The sequence below is a fragment of the Flavobacterium araucananum genome (assembly GCF_002222055.1).
Lineage (GTDB): Bacteria > Bacteroidota > Bacteroidia > Flavobacteriales > Flavobacteriaceae > Flavobacterium > Flavobacterium araucananum.
Map to the genome: position 1 here is coordinate 11,931 of NZ_MUGS01000048.1, position 23,587 is coordinate 35,517.

A 23,587-nucleotide genomic window follows, 5' to 3' on the forward strand; every position below is an offset into this window, starting at 1 on the left:
AATGAGTTTTACAAATAATACACATTATTTTTTGACCGATGGAGGCGAAATGGGAGCTCAGATTAGGGCCAAAGACTGGAGTAAAACATCTTTGGGAGATCCTGAAAACTGGCCACAAAGCCTTAAGACTATGGTTGCTGTAATGCTCAACAATCCGTTTGGAATGTACATTGTATGGGGACAAGATTTTACGCAATTATACAACGACAGGTACAGCCAAATTCTGGGCTCAAAACATCCTAAAGCTTTAGGAATTAGTTCGCAAATTACATTTGCCGAAGCCTGGAATACTATTGCTCCTATGTTTGAGGATGTAATAAAAGGAAATTCTGTTAGTTTTCCTGATTTCAAATTGACATTAAGCCGAAATGGATATGATGAAGATTGTTATTTTGATTTCTCGTATTGCCCAATCAAAAAAGAAGATGGCGAAGTAGGCGGTGTTTTGGTTACCGTGATCGAAACCACAGAAAAAGTAAAAGCCACAACAGCCCTCAAGCAAAGCAATACTCAATTTAAAAACAACATCATGCAGGCTCCCGTTGCCATGTGTGTCATGAGAGGTAAAGATCACGTTGTAGAAATTGCAAACGCTCAAATGATTAAATTATGGGGAGTAGATGCCAGCGAAATTATTAATAAACCTGTTTTTGAAGCTTTGCCCGAAACCAGAAATCAATATCTCGAAGATGTTCTAAATAATGTTTACCATACCGGCGAGAAGTTTATCGCCAATGAACAATTGGTCAAATTACCCCGTAACGGTAAAATAGAAGATACTTATCTCAATTTTGTATACGAAGCCCTAAAAGAAACTGACGGCAGTATATCTGGTGTTGTAGGCGTTGCGATAGAAGTTACAGATCAGGTACTTTCCCGGTCGAAGGTCGAAGAAAGCGAGCAAAAAGTAAGAGAGCTGGTAGAAAATGCCCCTTTTCCGATTGCTTTGTATGTAGGCCAAGAAATGATTGTAGAACTAGCCAATGACTCTATTATTAAAGTATGGGGAAAAGGCAATAATGTTATCGGAAAATCATTTAAAGAGGTTCTTCCCGAACTTGATAATCAATTGGTTTTTGAACAAATTAAAGAAGTTTTAAATACCGGAAAATCGTTTCATACCCAAAATACCCCTTTAGATCTTACTGTAGATGGAAAACTGGGCACTTATTATTTTAATTACAGCTTAACACCCATCTACGATTTAAACGGGAATGTTTATGGTGTAATGAATACCGGTGTTGACCTGACTGACTTAAACCTAGCCAAGAAAAAAATCGAAGAAAGCGAGCAAAACTTACACAGTATGGTTTTGCAATCACCAATTGGTATTTGCGTTCTTGATGCAAACACGCTGGTAAGCGAAATTGTAAATGATAGTTTTGTTGAAGTTGCAGGAAAACCGCTTGAGCAAATTGCCGGAAAATACTATTGGGAAACTTTTGCCGAAGTAAAACCTTATTATGAAAAAGAACTTCAAAAAGTAGTCGATAAAGGTATTCCTTTTTTTGCCAATGAAGTAGAAATGATCCTCATCAGGCATGGCAGAGCAGAAAAAGTATATGTTACATTTGTTTATGCCCCGCTAAAAAATACAGAAGGAGAAGTAACCAAAATTGCGATTTGGGTTCTCGATAATACACCACAGGTTATTGCAAGACAAAAAATTGAGGAAGCAGACAAACGTTTTAGAAATACAGTAAAACAAGCTCCTGTTGGAATCACCATTTTGCGTGGTCCGGAACATATTGTCGAAATGGCAAATGAAACCTACCTAAAACTTGTAGGCAGAGAAGAATCTACATTTGTAAACAGACCTTTGTTTGATTCCCTGCCGGAAGTAAAAGAATCTGTAAGCGATCTTTTGGATGGCGTTTTTACTACCGGAATTTCGTTTCATGGAAACGAAGTACCTGTACCCATAAACCGATATGGAAAACAGGAAATTTTCTATTTTGATTTTTTATACCATCCTTTAAAAGAAGAAAACGGAGAAATTTCCGGGATTATAGTAACGGTTACAGAAGTAACTGAAAAAGTCGAAGCCAGAAAAAAAACAGAACTCAATGAGGAACGACTTAATATTATAGTCGAAGCCAGCGAATTGGGAACCTGGGAATTGAATGTAAAAACAAAAGACCTGCAATATTCTAAACGGTATCTTGAAATAGTTACCGGATTTAAAAACGAAGAAAGTCTAAGCCATCAACAATTGCTTAATCACGTACATCAGGATGATATGCACATACGGGAACGTGCGTTTAAAGAAGCCATTTCATCCGGATATATTCATTATGAAGCCCGATTAATATGGGACGATCAATCAATTCATTGGGTTGAGGCAAGAGGAAAAATGTTTTATGACGCTGAGAATAATCCCGAAAAATTGTTGGGAACCGTAAGAGATATTACAGACGAAAAAAATCATCAGCAGGAACTTGAAGCAAGCGAAAAAAGATTCCGTAAACTAGTCATGGAATCTCCTGTGCCAAAAGCGATCCTGAAAGGAAAAGATATGGTTATTGAAATGGTCAATGCCGCACTTTTGAAAAATATATGGCGAAAAAATGAAAGTGATGTTCAGGGCAAAAGTATATTAGAGGTGTTCCCGGAACTTAAAAAACAAAAATATGCCAAACTCCTAAATGAAGTTTACGCCAGCGGAAATGTACACTCGGAGTCTGAATCATTGTTGTATTTAAACACAGATAACAGTGAACATAAAATGTATATTGATTTTGAATATGCACCGCAACGCGAATTAGACGATACGATTTCAGGAATAAAAATGACCCTGATTGATGTTACTGAAAAGGTCGAAGCCAGAAAAAAAATAGAAGAAAGCGAAAAAAAATTCCGCTCCCTAACCGAAAGTATTCCTCAACTTATCTGGGAAACAGACGAAAAAGGAAATGCATTGTTTACTTCTGGCAAATGGTTAGAATATACAGGCGTCGTACCTGCCGGTGAAGCCGAATGGAAAGCCATGATTCATCCTGATGACTTTGAACAAAACAAGAAAATATGGAGCAACAGCCTGGCAACAGGAGAAGTTTATAAAACAGATGTCAGGGTTTTAAGAAAAGACGGGACTTACAGATGGCATTCTGTAATTGGAGAACCTGTTTTGAACAAAGACAATAAAATTATTAAGTGGGTGGGCGCTTTTACAGATATCCAGACAGAAAAAGCATTTACTCAGGAATTAGAAAAACAAGTTACGGCACGAACCAAAGAACTCGAGCAAAAAAATGTTGAATTGGAGCAAATGAACAAAGAGCTTCAGTCTTTTGCCTACATTTCTAGTCATGATTTGCAGGAACCGTTACGAAAAATTCAAACCTTTGCAACGCAAATTATCGAGAGAGAATCAGACAAGTTATCAGATTTTGGAAAGGATAAATTTCAACGTATGCAAAATGCCGCACAGCGAATGCAAACCCTTATAAACGATTTACTTTCGTATTCGAGAACCAACATTCAGGAAAGAAAATTCGAAAAAATCGATCTTTCTAAAATTATCGACGAAGTAAAAGAAGATTTAAAAGAAGAACTCGAGCAAAAAGGCGCTACAATCGAAATTAGCAAAACCTGCGAAGCCAGTATAATTCCATTTCAATTCAGACAATTATTGTACAACCTCGCCAGTAATTCGTTAAAATTTTCGAATCCTGGTATTCCTACAGTAATAAAAATAAATTGCGAATTTGCCAAAGGAAAAAATTTAGACCATGATTCTTTATCACCGGAAACAAATTACTGCCATATTAGCCTTTCTGATAATGGTATTGGTTTTGAACCCCAATACAGCAAAAAAATATTCGAAGTATTTCAGCGTTTACACGGAAAAATGGAATACACCGGAACCGGGATTGGGCTTGCAATCGTAAAAAAAATTGTAGAAAACCATAACGGAATCATCACTGCAAAAGGCGAACAAAACAAAGGAGCTACTTTTGATATTTATATTCCTGTAGTTTAGTTTTATTGGCAACACTAAAAAATAAAAAACGGAAATAACTTTTGTAAAGTTATTTCCGTTTTTGTTTTAATTCTCCTTAAGAATTAAAGATTTTACTTTGGGTCGATTATCTTGTATAAACAGTAATAATACCAGTAGTTTTATCTTTTATTTTCAATTCTTTGTTTGTAAGGTTCATGATGTCGCTAGTTGTACTTGTAGCACCAATACTAATTGTTAAATCATTATGAGATCTAGCATAAGTTCCTGTAGTTTCTGTCAAGGCACAATCACTACCGTTATAATCCCCTATAACCGCAGCATTACTCAATCTTAGATCCAGATAATCTCTACTACATCCCGCTGCATTTTGCGGAGCATCGATTAATACTTCCTGCCCGTTGATAATTGTTCCTGTCTGACTTAGGTTGTATTTACCTTGTATTGGAATGATTGTTTCCCCTTCATTGTCATCGCTGCTACAAGATCCTGCAAATAAACCGATGCTCAATAATAATCCGAATAATATTCTTTTAGTTTTCATGTTTGATTTCTTTAAAATTATTTATGCTAAATTAGTTTTAAAGTCTTCCAACGATGTTCTATAATTTTCGGTTTGATTTACATAATTACATTCATTTTTAAAGAATTGTTTTACGAAACCGTATTTATATTATCAATACGGTAGTAATTATCTCAAATTATATTCGAGTTTTACACTTTATTTACTTTTTACTTTCTCACGTACTTATTCAAAATATAATGTGTCACAGGTCTTAACGGACTATTATTTTCAGGATGCCTGCCATGAACATTAAAAAAATCAATTCCGTTTGCCGTTTTCGCATACCATATAATAGCAACTCCGTTTTTATCAAAACAAGTTGTAGTATCGCACACTTTTACTTTTTTAAGATTAACAAGAGTTGGATCTAAAATTTCAATGTTACTATAAGTTCCGATACCTTGTATTTTCAAATCACAATCTACAATTTCATAATGATCATCCGACCATTGCATGCACTCTTTATTTGGAAAAGCAAAAAAGATTCCTGCAAGTCCTAAAACCAAAATTATTGCAACACCTATTATAACAGGTTTCCAATTTACTGGGGGTTTTGTTGTTACTTTCTCTGGTTTAGAATTCCCAAATAAAGTAATGGGTTTTGGCTGGATTACTTCAACACTAATTCCTTTTACTTTCTCATTTCCTTTTTCATTTTCATCTTCTGTACCTTTTTCCTTTCCTTTTTCTCTTTCTTTTTTAGTTATAAACGATTCCAGAATTCGGGAACTATCAGTTTGATCCTTTTGCGATTTGTTTCCAGTATCAGTTTGGGTTTCATCTTCATATAAACTCTGAATTCTAAATTTATTAAAAGGTCTTGCTTTAAAATCTACCAGGATTGCAGCAAGATTTACCGCATCAATATTTGCGGGATCAGTTTCTCCTTTAAAAAAATTATCAATAGGTCTGAACTTATCAATTTGTTCATCAAACTTGTTCTTTCTGTTAATATCAAAAGGCAAACCTAATAAAGAATTGAAAACACTTAAATCATCTTGAGTTCTATTTTGTTGCTGAAATAACTCCCAACAAAAATTACGAAGTTTTGCTCTGGTGGGATTATTCAAATAAACAAAATGCTCGCCGTTTTTTTCTATCTCATATTTATTTTTAACGGCTTTTTTATAATCTTCAAAAGTATTGTTTGGCATAAGCTTTAGGAATTTTAAGGATTTCTTACTCGGATTTTTAAGGACTTTTACGGAATTATCAGGACTTCAAAAAATAGAACGGAATTCCCGGAATGCCCTGTCAATGCAGGCTCATAAGCGTTGTTACTTTGCCTCAGAATTAGTTCTTGTTCGATATCGAATTAAAACAAAAATACAAAACTAGTTCTATTAAAAATGCGGAAAACCGTAAGACGGAGTTTATCTGGGAAGTATAAACAAAACTCTTACTGTTCTACGCACCACACTTCCCAAAACAATTTGGTATTGCATTAAACCAACATTCGGAAAAGTTCCGAACAGCAATACCCATGTCCAATTTTAAATCATATAAAAATGAAAAAATTACTTATTTTGGGAGCGTTTGCGCTATTGAGCACTACTTTATTTTCTTGTACTGCTGATGATTATGATGATGTTAAAACAACTACTAAACCTGCAATACCTACGTATGCTGACGGACCTGGTGATGCTCCAATACCTGTTCCACCACCACCAGTAAAAAATTAATAATATTAAATATTTATAATTAAGTTGTAAATTCGGGGAAAGTAACTTTTATGCTACGGTCCCCGTTTTTTTCGTTTATTATATTCGTTTTTTTTCTTTCATGCAAAGAAATAACAACTCCAACTATTAAGTTTAAATCGACTTCAAAAGAAGCTACTATTTTAAGATCTAAAGGAATAACTAACTTTCAGACGAAAAATTTTAATAGTGCTTTTTATTATTTTAATAAATCAAAAATAGCATTTGAATTTACCAAAGACAGCAGTAATATTGTATACAACCTTATTCAAATGGCGACTATACAGCAAATAAACGGCGATTATTATGGCAGTAAAGAAACTTTAACTGAGTCATTACCCTATATTAAAAAGAAAGATGTTTACAGCGCCGCTATTAATAATTTGTTCGGAATTGCAGATAAAGAACTTTCTCTATACAATGATGCCATTTTTTATTACAAAGAAGCTCTAAAAGAATGTACTGACGAAGCATCAAAACAATATCCATTAAACAATATTGCAGTTGTATATATCCAGCAAAAAAAATATGATGAAGCCATTAAAATTTTGGAAGCTATATTAAACAAAAAGCTTGTTGAAGAAAATCCTTCCCATAAAGCTAGAATTTCAGACAATTTGGGTTATGCTTACTTTAAAAAAGGTTTACATGAAAAGGGACTTTTATTAATGCAGAATAGCTTTAATTTAAGAAATAAAATAGACGATACTTATGGCAATATTGAAAGCAATTTGCATCTGGCAGAATATTACTCGAAAACAAATTCTGACAAATCTCATCAATATGCAAAAACGTCATACCAAATCGCTACAAAATTTAATAGTATCGACGAACGCTTAAAAGCTTTATCCTTCTTAATTTCTAATGATTCCGGAATTAAAAACACCCAATATGCTCAAAAATACATTTCGCTAAATGATAGCATTATTAAAATCAGGAACAACTTTAAAAACAAATTTGCCAAAATTAAATATGATTCTAAAAAAGAAAAAGACGAAAACCAGAAACTTCGCTTAGAAAAAGTTGAAAATTTATTATCGATTCAGGAAGCAAAATATCAAAGGATCTTTTTTATAATCGGAATTTTTTCTTTGATTCTTTTGATATTGTATTTGATAAAATTTTTCCAAAATCGAAATCGAATAGAAAAAATAAAAACGGCTTATGATACCGAAACAAGAATAGCCAAAGATATTCATGATGAACTGGCAAATGATGTTTTTTATGCCATTACGTTTGCACAAACACAATCTTTAACAAAAGAAGAGATAAAAGAAACCTTACTACAGAAATTGAATCATATTTATACTCGCGTTCGCGGAATTTCAAGAGAAAATAATGAAATTGATACCAAGGAGAACTATTCTGTAAACTTAAAAGAAATGCTTTCTACCTATAATAGTACCAATACAAATGTTATTATTAATGGTATTGAGAAAGTAAATTGGGATATAATCGATACAATCAAAAAAGTAACGATCCAGCGCGTATTGCAGGAATTAATGGTCAATATGAAAAAACACAGCAATGCTCCTGTAGTTGCTTTAAAGTTTGAAAGTACCGCAAGTACGGTCATTATCAACTACTCTGATAACGGAAAAGGGTGCGAAAAAGATAAAATTACTAAAAATGGTTTGCAAAATATGGAAAACCGTATTTTATCCATAAAAGGAACTATTACTTTTGACTCTGAACCGGAAAAAGGATTCAAAGTAAAAATAACACTACCTAAATAAAGCCTATGTTTAAAAAAGTAATAATAGCCGAAGATCTTGATGCTATCAGTTTAGGAATTGAACAAGTTTTAAAAGATTTAAATATTCTCGATTTTCAACACTCAAAATATTGCGATGATGCGTTTTTGAAAATGCGTGCTGCCATTAATAAAAATGAACCCTATGATTTATTGATTAGTGATCTGTCTTTTAAAACAGATCATCGGGAAGTAAAAATTGCTAATGGTGACGAACTCATTCAAAAAGTTCGGGAATTACAGCCTGATATTAAAATTATTGCCTATTCTGTAGAAGATAAAAGCTACCGCATAAAATCACTTTTTGATAATGCCGATATTGATGGCTTTGTACTAAAAGGTCTAACGAGTATCGAAGATCTCAAAAAAGCAATTCACATAACCTCAACCTCAGATCAAAAATTTATTTCGCCCGAAGTTGCTTCTGCATTACAGGAAAAAAGCAATTATGAAATTGATGATGTCGATATTAAAATCCTAAAACATCTTTCTGACGGAACTTCGCAAGATGAAATTGTCGAAATTTTTAAAAAATCCAATGTCAAAGCCAATAGCAAAAGTGCATTAGAAAAAAGACTTTCCAGATTAAAAGACTTTTTTAAAGCTAGTAATACGGTTCATTTAGTTTCGATTACAAAAGATATGGGGATTATCTAAAACCTTATCTTACTCCTATTCTCAATTTTAAGAGGCTGTCCGAAAAGTAGTTTTTAGACAGCCTTTTTTACTATTATTTGACAATTTTAGAAAATAGAATAGATAATTGCTCCAGCGGAGCATCCTATTTATAGCAAATTTAAAGGGTTTTGGTCAAAGCTACAGCGTAGCGCTATTTTGGTTTTTCTTCAGATTGTTAGATATGTCACCCGCCGCAGCGGGTTCTTGAAATATAAATATTGAAATTTCTATAAATATGTCGTCCTTCCAGGACTTAGAATATCATAAACTTACAGTCTGATTATTGAAATAGAATGTGAGCAATTGGAATTAAGATTGTTTTAAATAAGCAAAGAGGCTGTCTGAAAATTACTTTTCGGACAGCCTCTTTTATTTCTCGAATGTAAAAAAAAATTGCATTATGGTTTTCCGTAAAATCCTGGTTTCAAATAGGTTTAAGTTTGAATTGTTAAAACGAAATAATAACAATTAAAACCAAAAAATCATGGAATATAAAGTAGTACCATTCGCAGCGTCAATCGATCTAAAGAAAAACACCTCAGTACATATTGCAGAACAATTAGAAACAGCAATTAAACATCATACCTTAAAAGGTTGGGACTATGTTAGAGTAGAAAACATTACAACATTTGTTAATCCAGAAATAGGATGTTTTGGGATTGGTGCAAGACCAGCACAAACCATTTTTACTCATTTAATAGTTTTTCAAAAATAAATGAAATATTTAATACTAACTGTTATTAAAATGTATTGGAATTTTATTCCTCAATCAAAAAGGAGAAAATGCATATTTAAAAAATCCTGTTCCAACTACGTATTTGATATAACTCAAAAAGAAGGTTTTCTAAAGGGGTTAAAAGCTTTTCAATTTCGATATAAAAATTGTAGAGGAAACTTTCAATCTTTTAAAAATCCAATAAATAATCGGGTACAAATAATTCTTCCTTCACAACTAGTAATTGATAGCGAAGAAATTGCAGATCGGTTAATCAATTAAAACCAAATTATCATATTATGAACGAACAAACTAACATGACTATCGAACTAAAAAGCCATTTTTTAAGATTATATCAAATGGCACTAGCAGATGATCAATTTGATGTTTTAGAACTTCAAATGTTATATCATTTTGCAGACGAACGCGGAATTCCCAGAGAAGAACTGGACAAACTTTTTCTAAATCCAATCAGTACAGAACTGATCATACCAGAAAACTTAAAAACCAAAATAGAATACCTGTACGATTTTACAAGGATCATTTGGGCAGATGGTAAAATAACTGATGATGAAGAGAATATGCTGAAAAAGTATTGTCGAAAATTTAATTTTCTGGATGAAAACATCAATGATTTATCCAATTATCTCATTGATTGCGTGCAGAAAAATATTGGAAAAGAAGAAATTATTAACCAATTAAACGCCTAAAAAATGAAGTCACTTACACAACTATTTAGTTTAAAGAAAAACGAGGATTCTCACATCAAAACTTTAGACGAAAATGAAGATGATAGAGAACAAATCAGAATAACCTATTATCAAAGCGGATTCGCAGCATCAGTAAAAGCAACCGGAAAACCTATTGTCTTAAAAGCATGTTTGCAAAACCTGTACATGAGTTTTGAAGACCAATGCCGAAAACAGAAACAGGAACAAGACAAACTAAAACAACCCTACAAAGAAGAGCAGGAAAAAAACAGAACCGAGCTTAAAAAATCTGAAGCTGCAATTGGAATCTACGAAAAAAAAGAGCAGGATGTAACGGATGATATCGATCAGATCAAGAACGAAATCATCGAGGTAAAGCGAAATCCTGATAAATACGGAATCGAAGATGGCAAAGGATTAAAAGCGCAATTTTATATTGGTTTGTTTTTATTACTTCCTATAACACTTTATGTATTAGTTTTTTACATCTCGGCATCGTATTCTGCTTTTTTTAAAGAATTTGCAAATGATAGTTTAACCGCTGCCATTTTTGATGCAAATGCTTTAACAAATTCGTTTAAAGCAAGCTGGCTCGAAGGGGTTTTAGTAATTACGATTCCGTTTGTCTTTATGGGGCTGGGGTATGTAATACACATGGTACAAAAAGGTAAAGGAATTAAAAACGTTTTTAGGATGATTGCCTTATTTGTAACAACATTTTTATTCGATGCACTCCTGGCGTATCAAATAGAAAAAAAGATATATGAATTTAATAAAACCACAGATTCATCACCCTATAACCTCAACATCGCATTAGGGGAAGCTGAGTTTTGGATGATCATTTTTGCAGGATTTGTAGTTTATATTATCTGGGGACTTGTATTTGATTTTGTAATGAAAGAATTTGAAAACATCGATAAAATAAGAGCTTTCATTAGAGGTAAAAGGCAAAACCTAATCGATTTAGAAAAACTAAAAACAGATTATAACAATAAGGTCAATGATTTTAAACAGCAAATAGTTAACATAACCGGAAAAATCTCGGAGCTTCAGTCTAAAATTGACGGTTTTGTATTTCCTGTAAAAGAGTATCTGCATTATCACCATCAATACAAAGAAGGATGGTTTCAGGCAATTAATACCGAAATCGCCCTGCCGTATACAGAAAAAACCGAATTGTTGCAAGACTGTGACCTTTCGTCAGAAGAACATTTAAGCAAGCTGAACCTTATTGATCCTGATTTTCAACATTTGGTCTATTCTAAAAACTAATCGTCATGAAAAATATTTTACCCATAATGGCAATTTCGTTATTGCTTGTTACTACTTTTTCCTGCAAGCAGGAATCTGATAAACCCGAAAAAGAAATTTTGACAAAAAGCCCAATCTCAGAAAACTATAACATTAGTATTCTCCTTGATTTATCGGATAGAATTAGCCTTAAAAAAAATCCAAACCCAACGATGCAATATTACCAAAGGGATTTAGGCTATATCAAGTCCGTTTCTGAAGCTTTTACACAACATCTAAAATCGAAACGAATAAGGCAAATCGACGATAAAATGCAGTTATTTTTTAACCCGGAGCCACTCGATCCGGAAATCAATACGATTGCTAAAAATTTGAGAATTGTTATGGATAAAAACAATGCTTCAAAGAATTTACTAAATTCAATAAACTCAAATTATGCCGCACAGACGTCAAAAATATACGAATCTGCAATCAAGGACAATAAATATGTAGGATCTGATATATGGAGTTTTTTTGATAGTAAAGTAAAAGATCAATGCGTCGAAAATAAATATAGAAATATTCTTGTTGTATTGACAGATGGTTATATGTTCTATGAAGGCACAATCATGAAAGAAGGAAATCGAACCACTTATATTACTCCTGAACTTATTCGAAAAAACGGACTAAATAGTAAAGATTGGGATAAAAAAATGCACCAACAGGATTTTGGATTTATTAAAGCAAATGACGACTTATCGAATCTCGAAGTTTTAGTGATTGGTATTAATCCAAATCATAACAATCCCTATGAAGAAAAGGTAATTAGAGCATACTGGACAAAATGGTTTACCGAAATGAAAATTGGTCATTTTGAAATCAAGAACGCAGATCTGCCATCAAATATGGAGAACATTATCAAGGATTTTATTCTAAACAAACCATAATTTTTACACTACAACTAATCTAATGAAAGAGGAATTTTATTGTCCTCTTTTTTCTGTTTATAAAATTCTCTTCAAATTCTCTCCCTTTACGGATTTCCATAAAATACTGCTTTTTATTGGTTTTACATTTGAAAAAAATAAAACCAGTCAATAAAATTAAAAGTTGGAAACATAATAAATAACTAATTAAAATTTAAAAAAATGGCAGATCTACATGAAATTAAATGTATAAATAAATCAGATAGATATAATATACATGAACGTATTTTAAGCATTGGAGGGATAAAATCTGATGGAACAAGATGGAAATTATCTTTAACTGATGCAATTGATGGAATTGAAAGTAATAAATGGACATTTTATGTTAACAATTCTTCTGGTCACAAGGTAAAAGTACTAGTAGCAAAAACTACAACTGGTAATAAATACCTGAGAACTGAAGCAGATACCACTGAAAAAAATAATTTATTAGAATTGCCTGAGTGTCCATAATAAATCAGTGGATTTCAAAAATAATTAGGTTTGGAGAACAATTTTGATTTACTACTAATAAATCTAAAATTTCTCCAAATTTAATTTCGACAATCGACGACATTTATCAATTTGAGAAAGAATTGTTAGAAACTGTCGCGCTTTATGAAATCGTATAAAGGTAAAAAATCAAGTATTATTACGCATTTTCGAGAACATTTTTCTAATTAGATTTAACAATTCAAAGTCTATACTTTCTCAAAGATCATAAAAAATAGCGGTCATACTTTTTAAACTTTTTATTCCAAAAGCCTATGTCAAAAAACTACTCTGTTCTATTTTTATTACTCGTAACACTTTCGTGCAAAAAAGTTTCTGCTCCTCCTCTGCCAGAAATTAAGTCATTTTACAAACAGGTCGTTACGGTTGATGATCGCAAAACGATTACGCCCGAAGAAGCAAAAACGTATCATGTAAACAACACGTACAAATACGAATACAGAACCGGAAATCCGGGACAATATGAATATAATTATGATGTAAAAGGAATCAATATTGAAGGCGATTCGGTTTGCGGAAATATCAATGTGCTTGGAAAATACGGTGCCGGAATTTTAATAGGCTTCGCCGTTGCCGATATTGAAATTAATACCGAATGGATCTCCTACGGAAAATTAAGAGCCTGTGATAAAAAAGGAAACGAATATCTATTAATTGTCAAATAAAAAAAGTGTCATGAAATATATTTTACTCGTGTTATTTGTTTTTTTAATGTCCTTTAGACCTCTAGAAGCCAGCGTCTATATTTGTGGTTCTACCGGAGCAAAAAAATATCATTTTAATGAAAACTGCCGCGGTTTATCGGCTTGTAGTCATGGAACGGTAAAAACATCTATAAAACAAGCCCGTGGTTTGGGACTTACCCTTTGTGGCTGGGAAGACTAATACCTTTACACCTTTTTGAGCAATTTATTACTTAAGCTCACAACAAATTACAAAATATTAATCTACTCAAAAACAAATCTTTAAACATAGTTTCGGGATGTTTTTGAGTGGATTTTTTTAGTATAAAAAAGAATCCCTTATCTTAATGTTCCATATTCTCATCCTATATTTTAACAAAAATTTAGCGGGTAAATTATTATAAAAATTAAATACATGTAGTAATTTTGCAGAATATTACTACAAAAAATGCTATTTAAAAGAATCAATAAAAGCTCAAAAATTCAGAATAAGACATCCTTTGTCCTGTTCTTTGCTTTTATATTTTTATTCTTTTTAGGATTTCGCTTATTCTCAAATACACAAACTTCTGTTAGATCAGCGGATCGTTTCAAAAAAGAATCTACTGTTTATAAAACATTTTCTGTAGCTGATAATGATGTTAGTGATGTATTTTCTTTAGAAGATAATGACCTGGATAATCCTTGTCTTATTGCATACACAACCTTTATTAATTTTCAAATTGATTCTTTTGACAATCGCTCACAAATCCTGAAAGAGTATCAAACCAGAATTCAATTTCACCTCCCACTTTTCCTGCGTTATCACGCAATAAAAATCCTGTAATATTTTTTTTGCAGCATTTCGGTGTATCCACATCCGAAAACACATTCTTGTATTATTTCAACAATTTAAAAATAAAAACATGCACTTAACTCCAAGAGAAACCGAAAAATTGATGGTTTTTTTAGCCTCTGAAGTTGCTTTAAAAAGAAAAGCACGCGGCTTAAAATTGAATTATCCCGAAACTATTGCCATCATTACAGCTTATGTAATGGAAGGTGCCAGAGATGGCAACAGTGTAGCCGAATTGATGCAAAGTGGCGCCAAAGTACTTACCAGAGACGATGTCATGTCCGGAGTTCCCGAGATGATTCACGACATACAGGTAGAAGCTACTTTTCCTGACGGGACAAAATTGGTAACCGTTCATAACCCAATACGTTAATCTTAAAAAACACAAAATGATACCAGGAGAAACATTTATAAAAGAAGGCGACATTATTTTAAATGAAGGTCGCGAAACTACCAGTATAACAGTAGTGAACACAGGAGATCGCCCGATACAAATTGGGTCCCACTTTCATTTCTTTGAAGTAAACAAAGCCATGAAATTTGATAGGGAAAAAGCTTTTTGTATGCGTTTGAATATTCCCGCAGGAACAGCTGTTCGTTTTGAACCGGGAGAAGAAAAAGAAATCAATTTAGTAAAAATTGGTGGCACCCGAAAAATAATAGGACTTAATAACCTTGTAAACGGCGATGCCAACGTAGCACAGAATAAAGAAAAAGCATTAGAATTAGTTGACAAACTGAACTTTAAAAACATATCAAAATGAGCGTGAAAATAAGTAAAGATAAATATGCCAATCTTGCCGGACCAACAACCGGAGATAAAATAAGATTAGGAGATACTGATTTAATCATCGAGATCGAAAAAGATTATGCCGTTTATGGTGATGAAGTAATTTTTGGTGGAGGGAAAACAGTACGTGATGGTATGGGGCAATCTACCACTACGCTAAGAGATCAAGGGTCTTTGGACCTTTGCATTACAGGAGTTACAATCATTGACCATTGGGGAATCGTAAAAGCTGATGTTGGTGTTCGCGATGGCAAGATCGTAGGAATTGGCAAAGCCGGAAATCCTGATATTATGGATGGTGTAGATCCTAACCTGATTATTGGTGCGTCTACAGAAGTTCATGGAGGCAAAGGTTACATACTTACCGCAGGAGGAATTGATACACACATTCATTTTATTTGTCCGCAACAAATAGAAACAGCTTTATACAGCGGTATTACCACCATGATTGGCGGAGGTACAGGACCAAACGACGGTACAAACGCAACTACGATTACACCCGGAAAATGGAATCTTGAAAAAATGCTTCAGGCAGCTGAGGAATATCCAATGAATCTGGGATTTTTTGGTAAAGGAAACTGCTCAACTCCACAACCCTTAATCGAACAAATTGAAGCTGGAGCCTTGGGACTAAAAATTCATGAAGACTGGGGCGCAACACCTGCCGTTATCGATGCTTCGCTAACTGTAGCAGACCAATATGATGTGCAGGTTGCCATACATACAGATACGCTTAACGAATCTGGTTTTCTAGAAGATACCATGGCGGCTATTAACGGTAGAGTAATACATACTTTTCATACTGAAGGTGCTGGTGGCGGACATGCTCCGGACATTATCAAAGCAGCTATGTACAAAAATGTTTTGCCGGCATCGACCAACCCAACAAGACCCTTTACAAAAAACACGATCGACGAACACCTGGATATGTTAATGGTTTGTCATCATTTAAGTAAAAATATCCCTGAAGATGTTGCTTTTGCCGATTCGAGAATCCGTCCGGAAACTATTGCAGCCGAAGATATTTTGCAGGATATGGGAGTGTTTAGTATCATGAGTTCAGACTCTCAAGCCATGGGACGTGTTGGCGAAGTAGTAACCAGAACCTGGCAAACCGCCAGCAAAATGCGCTCACAAAGAGGGTATTTAGAAACCGATACTGAGAATGATAATTTTCGTGTAAAAAGATATATTTCTAAATATACCATTAATCCCGCTATTGCGCACGGAATCTCTGATTATGTGGGTTCTATAGAAGTGGGTAAAATAGCCGATTTTGTACTTTGGAAACCTGCTTTGTTTGGAGTAAAACCAGAGATAATCTATAAAGGCGGATTTATTGCGGCAGCAAAAATGGGAGATCCTAATGCTTCTATCCCAACACCTCAACCTATCATTTACAGAAACATGTTTGGTGCACACGGAAAAGCCAAATATGGTACCTGCGCCACTTTTGTATCCCAAGTATCCCTTGATAAAGGAATCGTAAAAGAATATGGTTTGAAAAAAATCGTCCTTCCGGTAAAAAACTGTCGTAACATCTCTAAAGCAGATATGATTCATAATAGCGGAACTCCGGATATCGAAGTAAACGCAGAGAATTATAAAGTATATGTAGATGGCGAACATATTACCTGCGAACCCGTAGACAAATTGCCTCTGGCACAATTGTATTTCATGTTCTAAGAAATTAGTTCAGGACTCACTAAACATAAAAAAGGATCACATGCTTATTAAAGAAATAGTAGGTAATACCGCCCAACAATCTTTAGGAACCCTAAAAATTGATGTATTGGAAATTGAATGGTATGAAGCCACCAAACGCATACAACGCAAAACCAGTAATGGTGGAACAGATTTGTCTATAAAATTCTTGAGAGAGGGACAGCGTTTACAAGAAGGAGATATCCTGTGTCAGGATAATGAAAAAGCAATCGTTGTGCACATAAAACCATGTGATGCCATCGTAATTAAGCCTGAAACAATGCTGCAAATGGGAACCGTATGTTATGAAATTGGCAACAAACACATGCCTCTTTTTATTCAGAACGAACTCGTTTTAATGCCTTTTGAGATGCCAATGTTTCGATGGCTGGAAGCCGCAGGATATCAACCTGCCAAAGAAAAACATCAATTATTGAATTTATTAAAATCGAACACAGAGCCTCACGGGCACTCCGGAAGTAATTCTTTATTCAGTAAAATAATTAATATCGCCTCAAAAAATGATCAGTAACTTTTTAGGCAGCCTATTGCACATCGCTGATCCAACATTGCCCATTGGTGGATTTTCGCACTCTAATGGTTTAGAAACGTATGTGCAAAATAACAAAGTGAATAATACGGCTACAGCAGAAATTTTTATCGAAAACATGTTGCAAAACAACATCAAATTCAACGATGCCTCATTTATGCGAATAGCCTACGAAAAAACATTAAACAATGATTTGCAAGCCCTGATTATTTTAGATCAGGAATGTACCGCATTCAAATCCCCCAGAGAAATGCGGGATGCCAGTCAAAAATTAGGGCTGCGTTTCATTAAGATTTTTCGCCGGCATAAAGAATTTGATCTCGCAACACAATATGAGCAAAGCATTCATAAAGGCGATGCTACAGGACATTATGCCATTGCATTTGGTATGTATGCCTGCTTAATGAATATCCCTCTTGAAGAGTCCTTATTTGCTTTTTTTTATAACAGTTGTATCGGAATGATTACCAACAGTGTAAAACTCGTGCCTTTAAGTCAGTTAGACGGACAGGATATGATGTTTCGCTTTCAGCCCAAAATAGCCAAATTGGTGCAAGAAACCCTTTTTCTGGATAAAAACCTGATCGGAATGTGCAGTATTGCATTCGATATCAGAGCTATGCAACACGAACGACTGTACTCAAGACTTTATATGTCTTAAAAATAATAACACAATAAAACTTAAAATGGAAGATAGAAAATATATAAAAATAGGTGTTGCGGGCCCGGTTGGGTCAGGTAAAACAGCACTTCTGGAACGACTTTCCAGAAAAATGACGGATCAATATAATATCGGGGTAATTACCAATGATATCTATACCAAAGAAGATGCAGAGTTCATGACTAAAAACAGTCTTTTGCCAAAAGAAAAAATCATTGGTGTAGAAACTGGCGGCTGCCCGCACACGGCTATACGCGAAGATGCAAGTATGAATTTAGAAGCTGTAGATGAGCTCGCAAAACGATTTCCGGATATTGAGCTTATCCTGATAGAAAGTGGCGGTGATAACCTTTCGGCTACTTTTAGTCCTGATCTGGCAGATGTTACCATTTTTGTTATCGATGTATCCGGAGGAGAAAAAATACCCCGTAAAGGTGGTCCCGGGATTACACGTTCTGATCTTTTGCTAATTAATAAAATTGACTTGGCTCCAATGGTAGGTGCCAATTTAGAAGTAATGGAAAACGATGCCCGCAGAATGCGTCAGGGAAAACCATTTGTTTTTAGCAATTTAAGATCAGATGAAGGCCTGGACAGCGTGATAGGCTGGATAAAAAAATATGCCCTTCTGGAAGAAACAGAAGAGCCAAAGTTATACCGTTAATGAACGCCGAATTAAATATCGTAACGGGCTGCAGAGACGGAAAATCTTATTTGAAAGATGTTTTTGTAAGCCCTCCTTTTCGGGTCATTCCTGTGGGGCAACTAAAAAAAGATGGTGGTGCTTATTTGATGATAACAAGTTCATCCCCCGGTATTTTAAGCGGCGACCATTATGCTATGAATATTTTGGTCGAGAAAAATGCACGGTTACAACTGCTGTCACAATCCTACCAGCGTTTATTTAATATGGATGATCGTGCCACGCAAAATTTTACTGTAAAAATGGAGCCTGATACTTCTTTTTTTTATGTACCTCATCCAATAGTTCCACACGAAAATTCAACTTTTATAAGTACCAATACAATCTATATCGAAGACAATTGCGATTTTATGATGGGCGAAATCATTACTTGTGGCAGAAAACACCATGGGGAAGTATTTAAGTACGCACATTTTCAGAATAAAACAGAAGTCATTCATAAAGAGAAATTAATTTTTAAAGACAATATTTTATTACGTCCACAAGCGATTCCGTTAGATTCTATAGGCTCACTGGAAGAATTTACCCATCAGGGTACTTTAGTTTATTTAAACACAAAAAAAAATACTGTAGAACAGGTCATAGAAGAAATCTTTGAGATGATGTCTCCAGAAAAAGAATTAGAATTCGGGATTTCATCTTTACAAAATGATGGTTTTGTATTACGGGTATTAGGTCTGGGAGGTGAACAAATTTTTGATTGCTTCCAGAAAATACAGGAAAAAATGTGGCATTTTAATCCTAAACTACTTTAAAATGACAGAAACATTATGGGCTTTATCGCTCACCGCTATTTCTATTAGTTCTATACATACAATGTCAGGACCAGATCACTATTTGCCTTTTATTGTCTTATCCCGTTCCAGAAAATGGTCCCCATTTAAAACCTACATACTAACTATTGTTTGCGGATTTGGGCACATACTAAGTTCCGTTATTTTGGGTCTTATCGCAGTGGTTCTGGGATGGCAGATGAATAAAATAAGTTGGTTTCAGGATCTGCGCGGAAACATTTCCGGTTGGGCGCTCTTAATCTTTGGTCTTATATATTTGGTTTATGGCCTATGGCAAGCCTATAAAAACAAGCCACATAAACATTTTGACATTTTGGGCGAAGATGTTTACGTTTTTGAACACAAACATGGCGAAATCGTTATGCCCGATAAAAGAGTAAAAGTTACCCCACTGGTTCTTTTTGCCATTTTTGTAATGGGTCCAAGCGAGCCGTTGATTCCGTTATTATTTTTTTCCGGAACACACCGGTCTGTAACTGAGATTACCGTTTTGATAAGTGTCTTTGCAATTTCGACTGTTATTACCATGCTCTTTATGGTGGTCTTAGGCCGCTATGGATATAATCTAATAAAAACAGAAAAACTGGAACGTTATTCTAATGCTATAGGTGGTTTTGTAATTACTTTCTGCGCCTTCGGGATGGTATTTCTGGGTTGGTAAACCAGTGCAGCTACAACGCTGAAAATACTAAAAAACAATAATTATTTCTTAAATAAAAAATCATTAAATCAATAAAAATGAATCAGGTAAAAGGATTTAAATTTCACATTGTAACCAACGTTTTTAAAGGTATTGGGCAAATAATGCTACAGGAAAACAGTTTGACAGGGCTGTTTTTTACTCTTGGTATTTTTTTAGGATCAGTATCAATGGGAGTTGCCGTACTTTTTGCAGCTTTGACAGGTACACTAACGGCAAAAATTTTAAAATACGATCAAAAAGAAATTAGCAAAGGCTTGTACGGATTCAGCCCGGCATTAGTAGGTGTTGCCTTAATTTTTCTATTCAAAAATGAAGTCCTCATCTGGATCTGTATTTTTCTGGGATCTATATCCGCCGCCATGTTACAGCATTTTTTTATCAAAAGAAAAATCGCCGTTTTTACCTTTCCTTTTATTCTGGTAACCTGGGTATTTGTAACACTATTGCATCAATTTACCCATATTGCTCCATCTGATGCTTTTATGAGTGTTCCGGATCTTTCGGATATTGATAATTTTACCTCTGAAACCAATGGTTTTGGCGAAGTAATTTTTCAGTCAAGCATTTGGGCAGGACTACTTTTTTTTATTGGCGTTTACATTAATTCTCCAATCGCGGCTTTGTACGGGTTGCTGGGTTCTGCAATAAGTTCTGCACTTTCTTTTCATGGACATGAACCAATAAACGAAATTCACATGGGGCTTTTTAGCTTTAATGCTGTTTTATGTGCTATTGTTTTCGCAGGAAACAAAAAGATAGACGGTATTTTGGTACTGCTCTCCGTTTTAATTTGTGTAGCTATTAATATCGGGCTTGTAAATGCCAAAATAGAAATACTTCAAAATGCCGGCGGAGCATTTACTTTGCCCTTTGTTATAGCAGCATATTTAGTATCACATCTTCAAAAGAGAAAAGACAAACTACAAACCAGATTAAAAAAATATTTAATATCATAATCACAAAGCCGCTTTAGAGTACATCAGTCTAAAGCGGTTTTTTTTGATCATTATACCAAAAAAGGCAATCCTATAAAAATACTTAACATTTTAATAATCTTTACATTACGATAGATTCATACTAGTTTTATTAATTTGAATAAAACTAAATGTTATGAAATTCTTCCATCTAAATTTTCTCGTTTCATTCAAAGAATGGCTGTTTTTAAGAGCTATGCAATCGTCTTTCCTTCATTAATAAAATACATTTAAAAAAGGAAATACTTATTTGAATGAATAAAATTGAGAACTCGTTTTTAAACAAAAACCAATTTGGAGAGGATTTCTTGTGGGGTGTTTCAACCGCCGCTTTCCAAATTGAAGGGGCTCATGATGCCGATGGAAAAGGATCTTCTATTTGGGATGTTTTTACATCTCAGAAAGGAAAAATTAAAAACGGACATCACGCCATTACCGCTTGCGATTTTTACAATTCGTACCAAACCGATATTGATCTGATACGCGAATTAAACATTCCTAATTTTAGATTTTCTATCAGTTGGCCCAGAATTATGCCTACAGGAGTTCATCCCGTAAATCAAGCCGGTATTGAGTATTACAACAAAATTATCGATTCTTTGCTCGCAGCCGGAATAGAACCCTGGGTCACATTATATCATTGGGACTTACCTCATGCCTTAGAGACAAAAGGTGGTTGGACCAATCGGGAATCTGTTTCCTGGTTTTCTCAATATGTCGATGTTTGTGCACAATATTTTGGAGATCGTGTCAAAAATTGGATGGTTATCAATGAACCATCCGTTTTTACAGGTGCAGGTTATTTTCTGGGCATTCATGCACCGGGAAAAAAAGGCATTACCAATTATCTTAAAGCCATGCATCATGTGACATTAGCCACAGCAGCAGGTGCAAAAATATTACGAAACAAAATTCCTGACGCCAATATAGGAACTACTTTTTCCTGTACTCATATTGAACCTGCGACTCAAAACCAAAAAGATATTGAAGCCGCAAAACGCGTTGATACTTTACTCAACAGAACTTTTATAGAGCCCATTTTGGGATTGGGTTATCCTCAGGCTGATTTGCCTGTGCTTAAAAAACTCAATAATTATATTTTAGAAGACGATCTCAACAATTTGTCTTTTGATTTTGACTTTATAGGTCTGCAATGTTACACCCGCGAAGTCGTAAAAGCAGCAATGCTAATTCCGTATATTGGTGCTGAACTAATAAGTGCCGAAAAAAGAAATGTAATTTCTACCGATATGGGATGGGAAGTTTATCCTCCTGCCCTTTATCATGTTCTTAAGAAATTTAATGAATATAAAGGCATTAAAAAAATTATAATAACCGAGAATGGCGCCGCTTTTCCTGATCTCTTAACCAACGGAAAAGTATACGATATCAAACGTACTCATTATATTCAGGATCATTTAGAACAAATTCTAAAAGCCAAAAAAGATAGTTTGAATGTCGAAGGCTATTTTGTCTGGAGTCTCACGGATAACTTTGAGTGGGCCGAAGGTTATAACGCACGATTTGGGTTAATTCATGTTGATTTCGAAACGCAGCAACGAACTATTAAACATTCCGGATTGTGGTTTAAAGATTTTTTATCTTAGGATTTTAAACGGCAACAAAAAAGTTTTACCAAGATCAAAATATCAAGGAAAAAAGTGGCTTTATTACCCTCAAAAATTAGCACCAGACGACGAAAATTTTCATAATAAATTATCGGTTTAAAAGCAAAAAAAATGATTATTTCCCCTGTATTTACTAGGTTTATTGATTATTTTTTCTTATCTTTAAGGTATAAATAAAAGTAAATGTATGATAAAAAACAAACTTTTTGTACTCTTGGATTACCCCTCAAAAAATTATTCTTTTTACTTCTTTAAGCATTTTATTTTTCAAAATGCTTCCCCGTTTCATTTCGAAACTATTCTATCTAATCTTTTTCCTGCACAAAGTATAAACACGCAGAAAACAACAGAGCAATCGCTCCAATTACTATTCTAATTATTTTTCCCGGATATATCTTCTAACCTATTTTTTTTAGAAAATATAACTCCCAAATTAAAGAAAAGATTTCCTCTTTTAGGATTCTCTTTCGACTCTTCATTTTTATTTTCCAAATACTAAACGTAATTCTATGATTTATTTCTCGCTTTACAATGATTTGATTTGTTCTAATAGTAATAATCAATTTATTGATTTCTTCAATTCTACTTTTTTATCTTTTTTTTAATAGTCCAATCCAACTTTTTTAAGACTTTTTGCCTCTATTATAAATAGAGTTTAGATTGGTTTTATATCAAGTAACAAGTTCTATCAGATCTAAATTTACTATGCCTTGTATTTTGTTTTTAGGAATTCTTGGGAATCTCAGGAAAACGCGGGAATTCTGGGAATCCC

General features: G+C 34.1%; 25 protein-coding genes. 23 read left to right on the forward strand and 2 right to left on the reverse strand.

Annotated features, from left to right (window positions below):
* Position 1: 1 nt before the first annotated feature.
* Positions 2–3,982, forward strand: a complete 3,981-nt coding sequence (locus B0A64_RS19085) for a PAS domain S-box protein (protein ID WP_089481090.1) — start codon at positions 2–4, stop codon at positions 3,980–3,982.
* A gap of 106 nt (positions 3,983–4,088) precedes the next feature.
* Here B0A64_RS19085 and B0A64_RS19090 read toward each other — a convergent pair whose 3' ends face one another.
* Both B0A64_RS19090 and B0A64_RS25435 read right to left on the reverse strand, forming a co-directional pair.
* Positions 4,089–4,505, reverse strand: a complete 417-nt coding sequence (locus tag B0A64_RS19090) for a lipocalin family protein (protein ID WP_089481091.1) — start codon at positions 4,503–4,505, stop codon at positions 4,089–4,091.
* Positions 4,506–4,693: 188 nt separating this feature from the next.
* The gene (locus B0A64_RS25435) at positions 4,694–5,680 is read right to left on the reverse strand and encodes a hypothetical protein (protein ID WP_208863556.1); all 987 of its coding nucleotides are present in this window, start codon (positions 5,678–5,680) and stop codon (positions 4,694–4,696) included.
* Between the two features lie 354 nt (positions 5,681–6,034).
* Between B0A64_RS25435 and B0A64_RS25265 the strand changes: the two genes are divergently transcribed.
* From B0A64_RS25265 to B0A64_RS19200, 22 genes are all read left to right on the forward strand, one after another.
* On the forward strand, positions 6,035–6,208 hold the full coding sequence (locus tag B0A64_RS25265; RefSeq protein ID WP_165769849.1) for a hypothetical protein: 174 nt from the start codon (positions 6,035–6,037) through the stop codon (positions 6,206–6,208).
* Positions 6,209–6,258: 50 nt separating this feature from the next.
* The gene (locus tag B0A64_RS19100; RefSeq protein ID WP_089481092.1) at positions 6,259–7,962 is read left to right on the forward strand and encodes a tetratricopeptide repeat-containing sensor histidine kinase; all 1,704 of its coding nucleotides are present in this window, start codon (positions 6,259–6,261) and stop codon (positions 7,960–7,962) included.
* Between the two features lie 5 nt (positions 7,963–7,967).
* Complete coding sequence (locus B0A64_RS19105) at positions 7,968–8,636, forward strand: response regulator (protein ID WP_089481093.1); 669 nt, start codon at positions 7,968–7,970, stop codon at positions 8,634–8,636.
* Positions 8,637–9,141: 505 nt separating this feature from the next.
* Positions 9,142–9,372, forward strand: coding sequence for a hypothetical protein (locus B0A64_RS19110; RefSeq protein ID WP_089481094.1), 231 nt, complete (start codon positions 9,142–9,144; stop codon positions 9,370–9,372).
* The gene (yidD, locus tag B0A64_RS19115; protein ID WP_089481095.1) at positions 9,373–9,654 is read left to right on the forward strand and encodes a membrane protein insertion efficiency factor YidD; all 282 of its coding nucleotides are present in this window, start codon (positions 9,373–9,375) and stop codon (positions 9,652–9,654) included.
* A gap of 17 nt (positions 9,655–9,671) precedes the next feature.
* Complete coding sequence (locus B0A64_RS19120) at positions 9,672–10,082, forward strand: tellurite resistance TerB family protein (protein WP_089481096.1); 411 nt, start codon at positions 9,672–9,674, stop codon at positions 10,080–10,082.
* Positions 10,083–10,085: 3 nt separating this feature from the next.
* Complete coding sequence (locus B0A64_RS19125; protein WP_089481097.1) at positions 10,086–11,354, forward strand: ABC transporter permease; 1,269 nt, start codon at positions 10,086–10,088, stop codon at positions 11,352–11,354.
* Between the two features lie 5 nt (positions 11,355–11,359).
* Positions 11,360–12,259, forward strand: coding sequence for a hypothetical protein (locus B0A64_RS19130; protein WP_089481098.1), 900 nt, complete (start codon positions 11,360–11,362; stop codon positions 12,257–12,259).
* Positions 12,260–12,460: 201 nt separating this feature from the next.
* Positions 12,461–12,751: a DUF3892 domain-containing protein gene (locus tag B0A64_RS19135; protein WP_089481099.1), complete on the forward strand. Its 291-nt coding sequence runs from the start codon at positions 12,461–12,463 to the stop codon at positions 12,749–12,751.
* Positions 12,752–13,044: 293 nt separating this feature from the next.
* A complete protein-coding gene (locus B0A64_RS19140) occupies positions 13,045–13,455 on the forward strand; it encodes a hypothetical protein (protein ID WP_089481100.1) in 411 nt (136 codons plus the stop codon).
* A 10-nt stretch (positions 13,456–13,465) separates the two neighbouring features.
* Complete coding sequence (locus tag B0A64_RS19145; protein WP_089481101.1) at positions 13,466–13,675, forward strand: hypothetical protein; 210 nt, start codon at positions 13,466–13,468, stop codon at positions 13,673–13,675.
* 246 nt (positions 13,676–13,921) lie between these two features.
* Entirely contained in the window at positions 13,922–14,299 is a 378-nt protein-coding gene (locus tag B0A64_RS19150) for a hypothetical protein (protein WP_089481102.1), read from the forward strand.
* A gap of 79 nt (positions 14,300–14,378) precedes the next feature.
* The gene (ureA, locus tag B0A64_RS19155; RefSeq protein ID WP_089481103.1) at positions 14,379–14,681 is read left to right on the forward strand and encodes an urease subunit gamma; all 303 of its coding nucleotides are present in this window, start codon (positions 14,379–14,381) and stop codon (positions 14,679–14,681) included.
* 16 nt (positions 14,682–14,697) lie between these two features.
* On the forward strand, positions 14,698–15,072 hold the full coding sequence (ureB, locus tag B0A64_RS19160) for an urease subunit beta (RefSeq protein WP_089481104.1): 375 nt from the start codon (positions 14,698–14,700) through the stop codon (positions 15,070–15,072).
* A complete protein-coding gene (ureC, locus tag B0A64_RS19165; protein WP_089481105.1) occupies positions 15,069–16,784 on the forward strand; it encodes an urease subunit alpha in 1,716 nt (571 codons plus the stop codon). The genes ureB and ureC overlap by 4 nt, the downstream gene beginning before the upstream one ends.
* 40 nt (positions 16,785–16,824) lie before the next feature.
* Positions 16,825–17,334, forward strand: a complete 510-nt coding sequence (ureE, locus tag B0A64_RS19170) for an urease accessory protein UreE (protein WP_089481106.1) — start codon at positions 16,825–16,827, stop codon at positions 17,332–17,334.
* Positions 17,324–18,013, forward strand: a complete 690-nt coding sequence (locus B0A64_RS19175) for an urease accessory protein UreF (protein WP_089481107.1) — start codon at positions 17,324–17,326, stop codon at positions 18,011–18,013. Before ureE ends, B0A64_RS19175 begins: the two co-directional genes overlap by 11 nt.
* 25 nt (positions 18,014–18,038) lie before the next feature.
* Complete coding sequence (gene ureG / locus B0A64_RS19180; protein ID WP_089481108.1) at positions 18,039–18,677, forward strand: urease accessory protein UreG; 639 nt, start codon at positions 18,039–18,041, stop codon at positions 18,675–18,677.
* Complete coding sequence (locus tag B0A64_RS19185; RefSeq protein ID WP_089481109.1) at positions 18,677–19,471, forward strand: urease accessory protein UreD; 795 nt, start codon at positions 18,677–18,679, stop codon at positions 19,469–19,471. Before ureG ends, B0A64_RS19185 begins: the two co-directional genes overlap by 1 nt.
* 1 nt (position 19,472) lies before the next feature.
* Positions 19,473–20,171, forward strand: coding sequence for an urease accessory protein UreH domain-containing protein (locus B0A64_RS19190; protein ID WP_089481110.1), 699 nt, complete (start codon positions 19,473–19,475; stop codon positions 20,169–20,171).
* Positions 20,172–20,248: 77 nt separating this feature from the next.
* A complete protein-coding gene (locus B0A64_RS19195) occupies positions 20,249–21,169 on the forward strand; it encodes an urea transporter (RefSeq protein WP_089481111.1) in 921 nt (306 codons plus the stop codon).
* Between the two features lie 272 nt (positions 21,170–21,441).
* The gene (locus B0A64_RS19200; RefSeq protein ID WP_089481112.1) at positions 21,442–22,794 is read left to right on the forward strand and encodes a GH1 family beta-glucosidase; all 1,353 of its coding nucleotides are present in this window, start codon (positions 21,442–21,444) and stop codon (positions 22,792–22,794) included.
* The last annotated feature ends 793 nt before the right edge of the window (positions 22,795–23,587 follow it).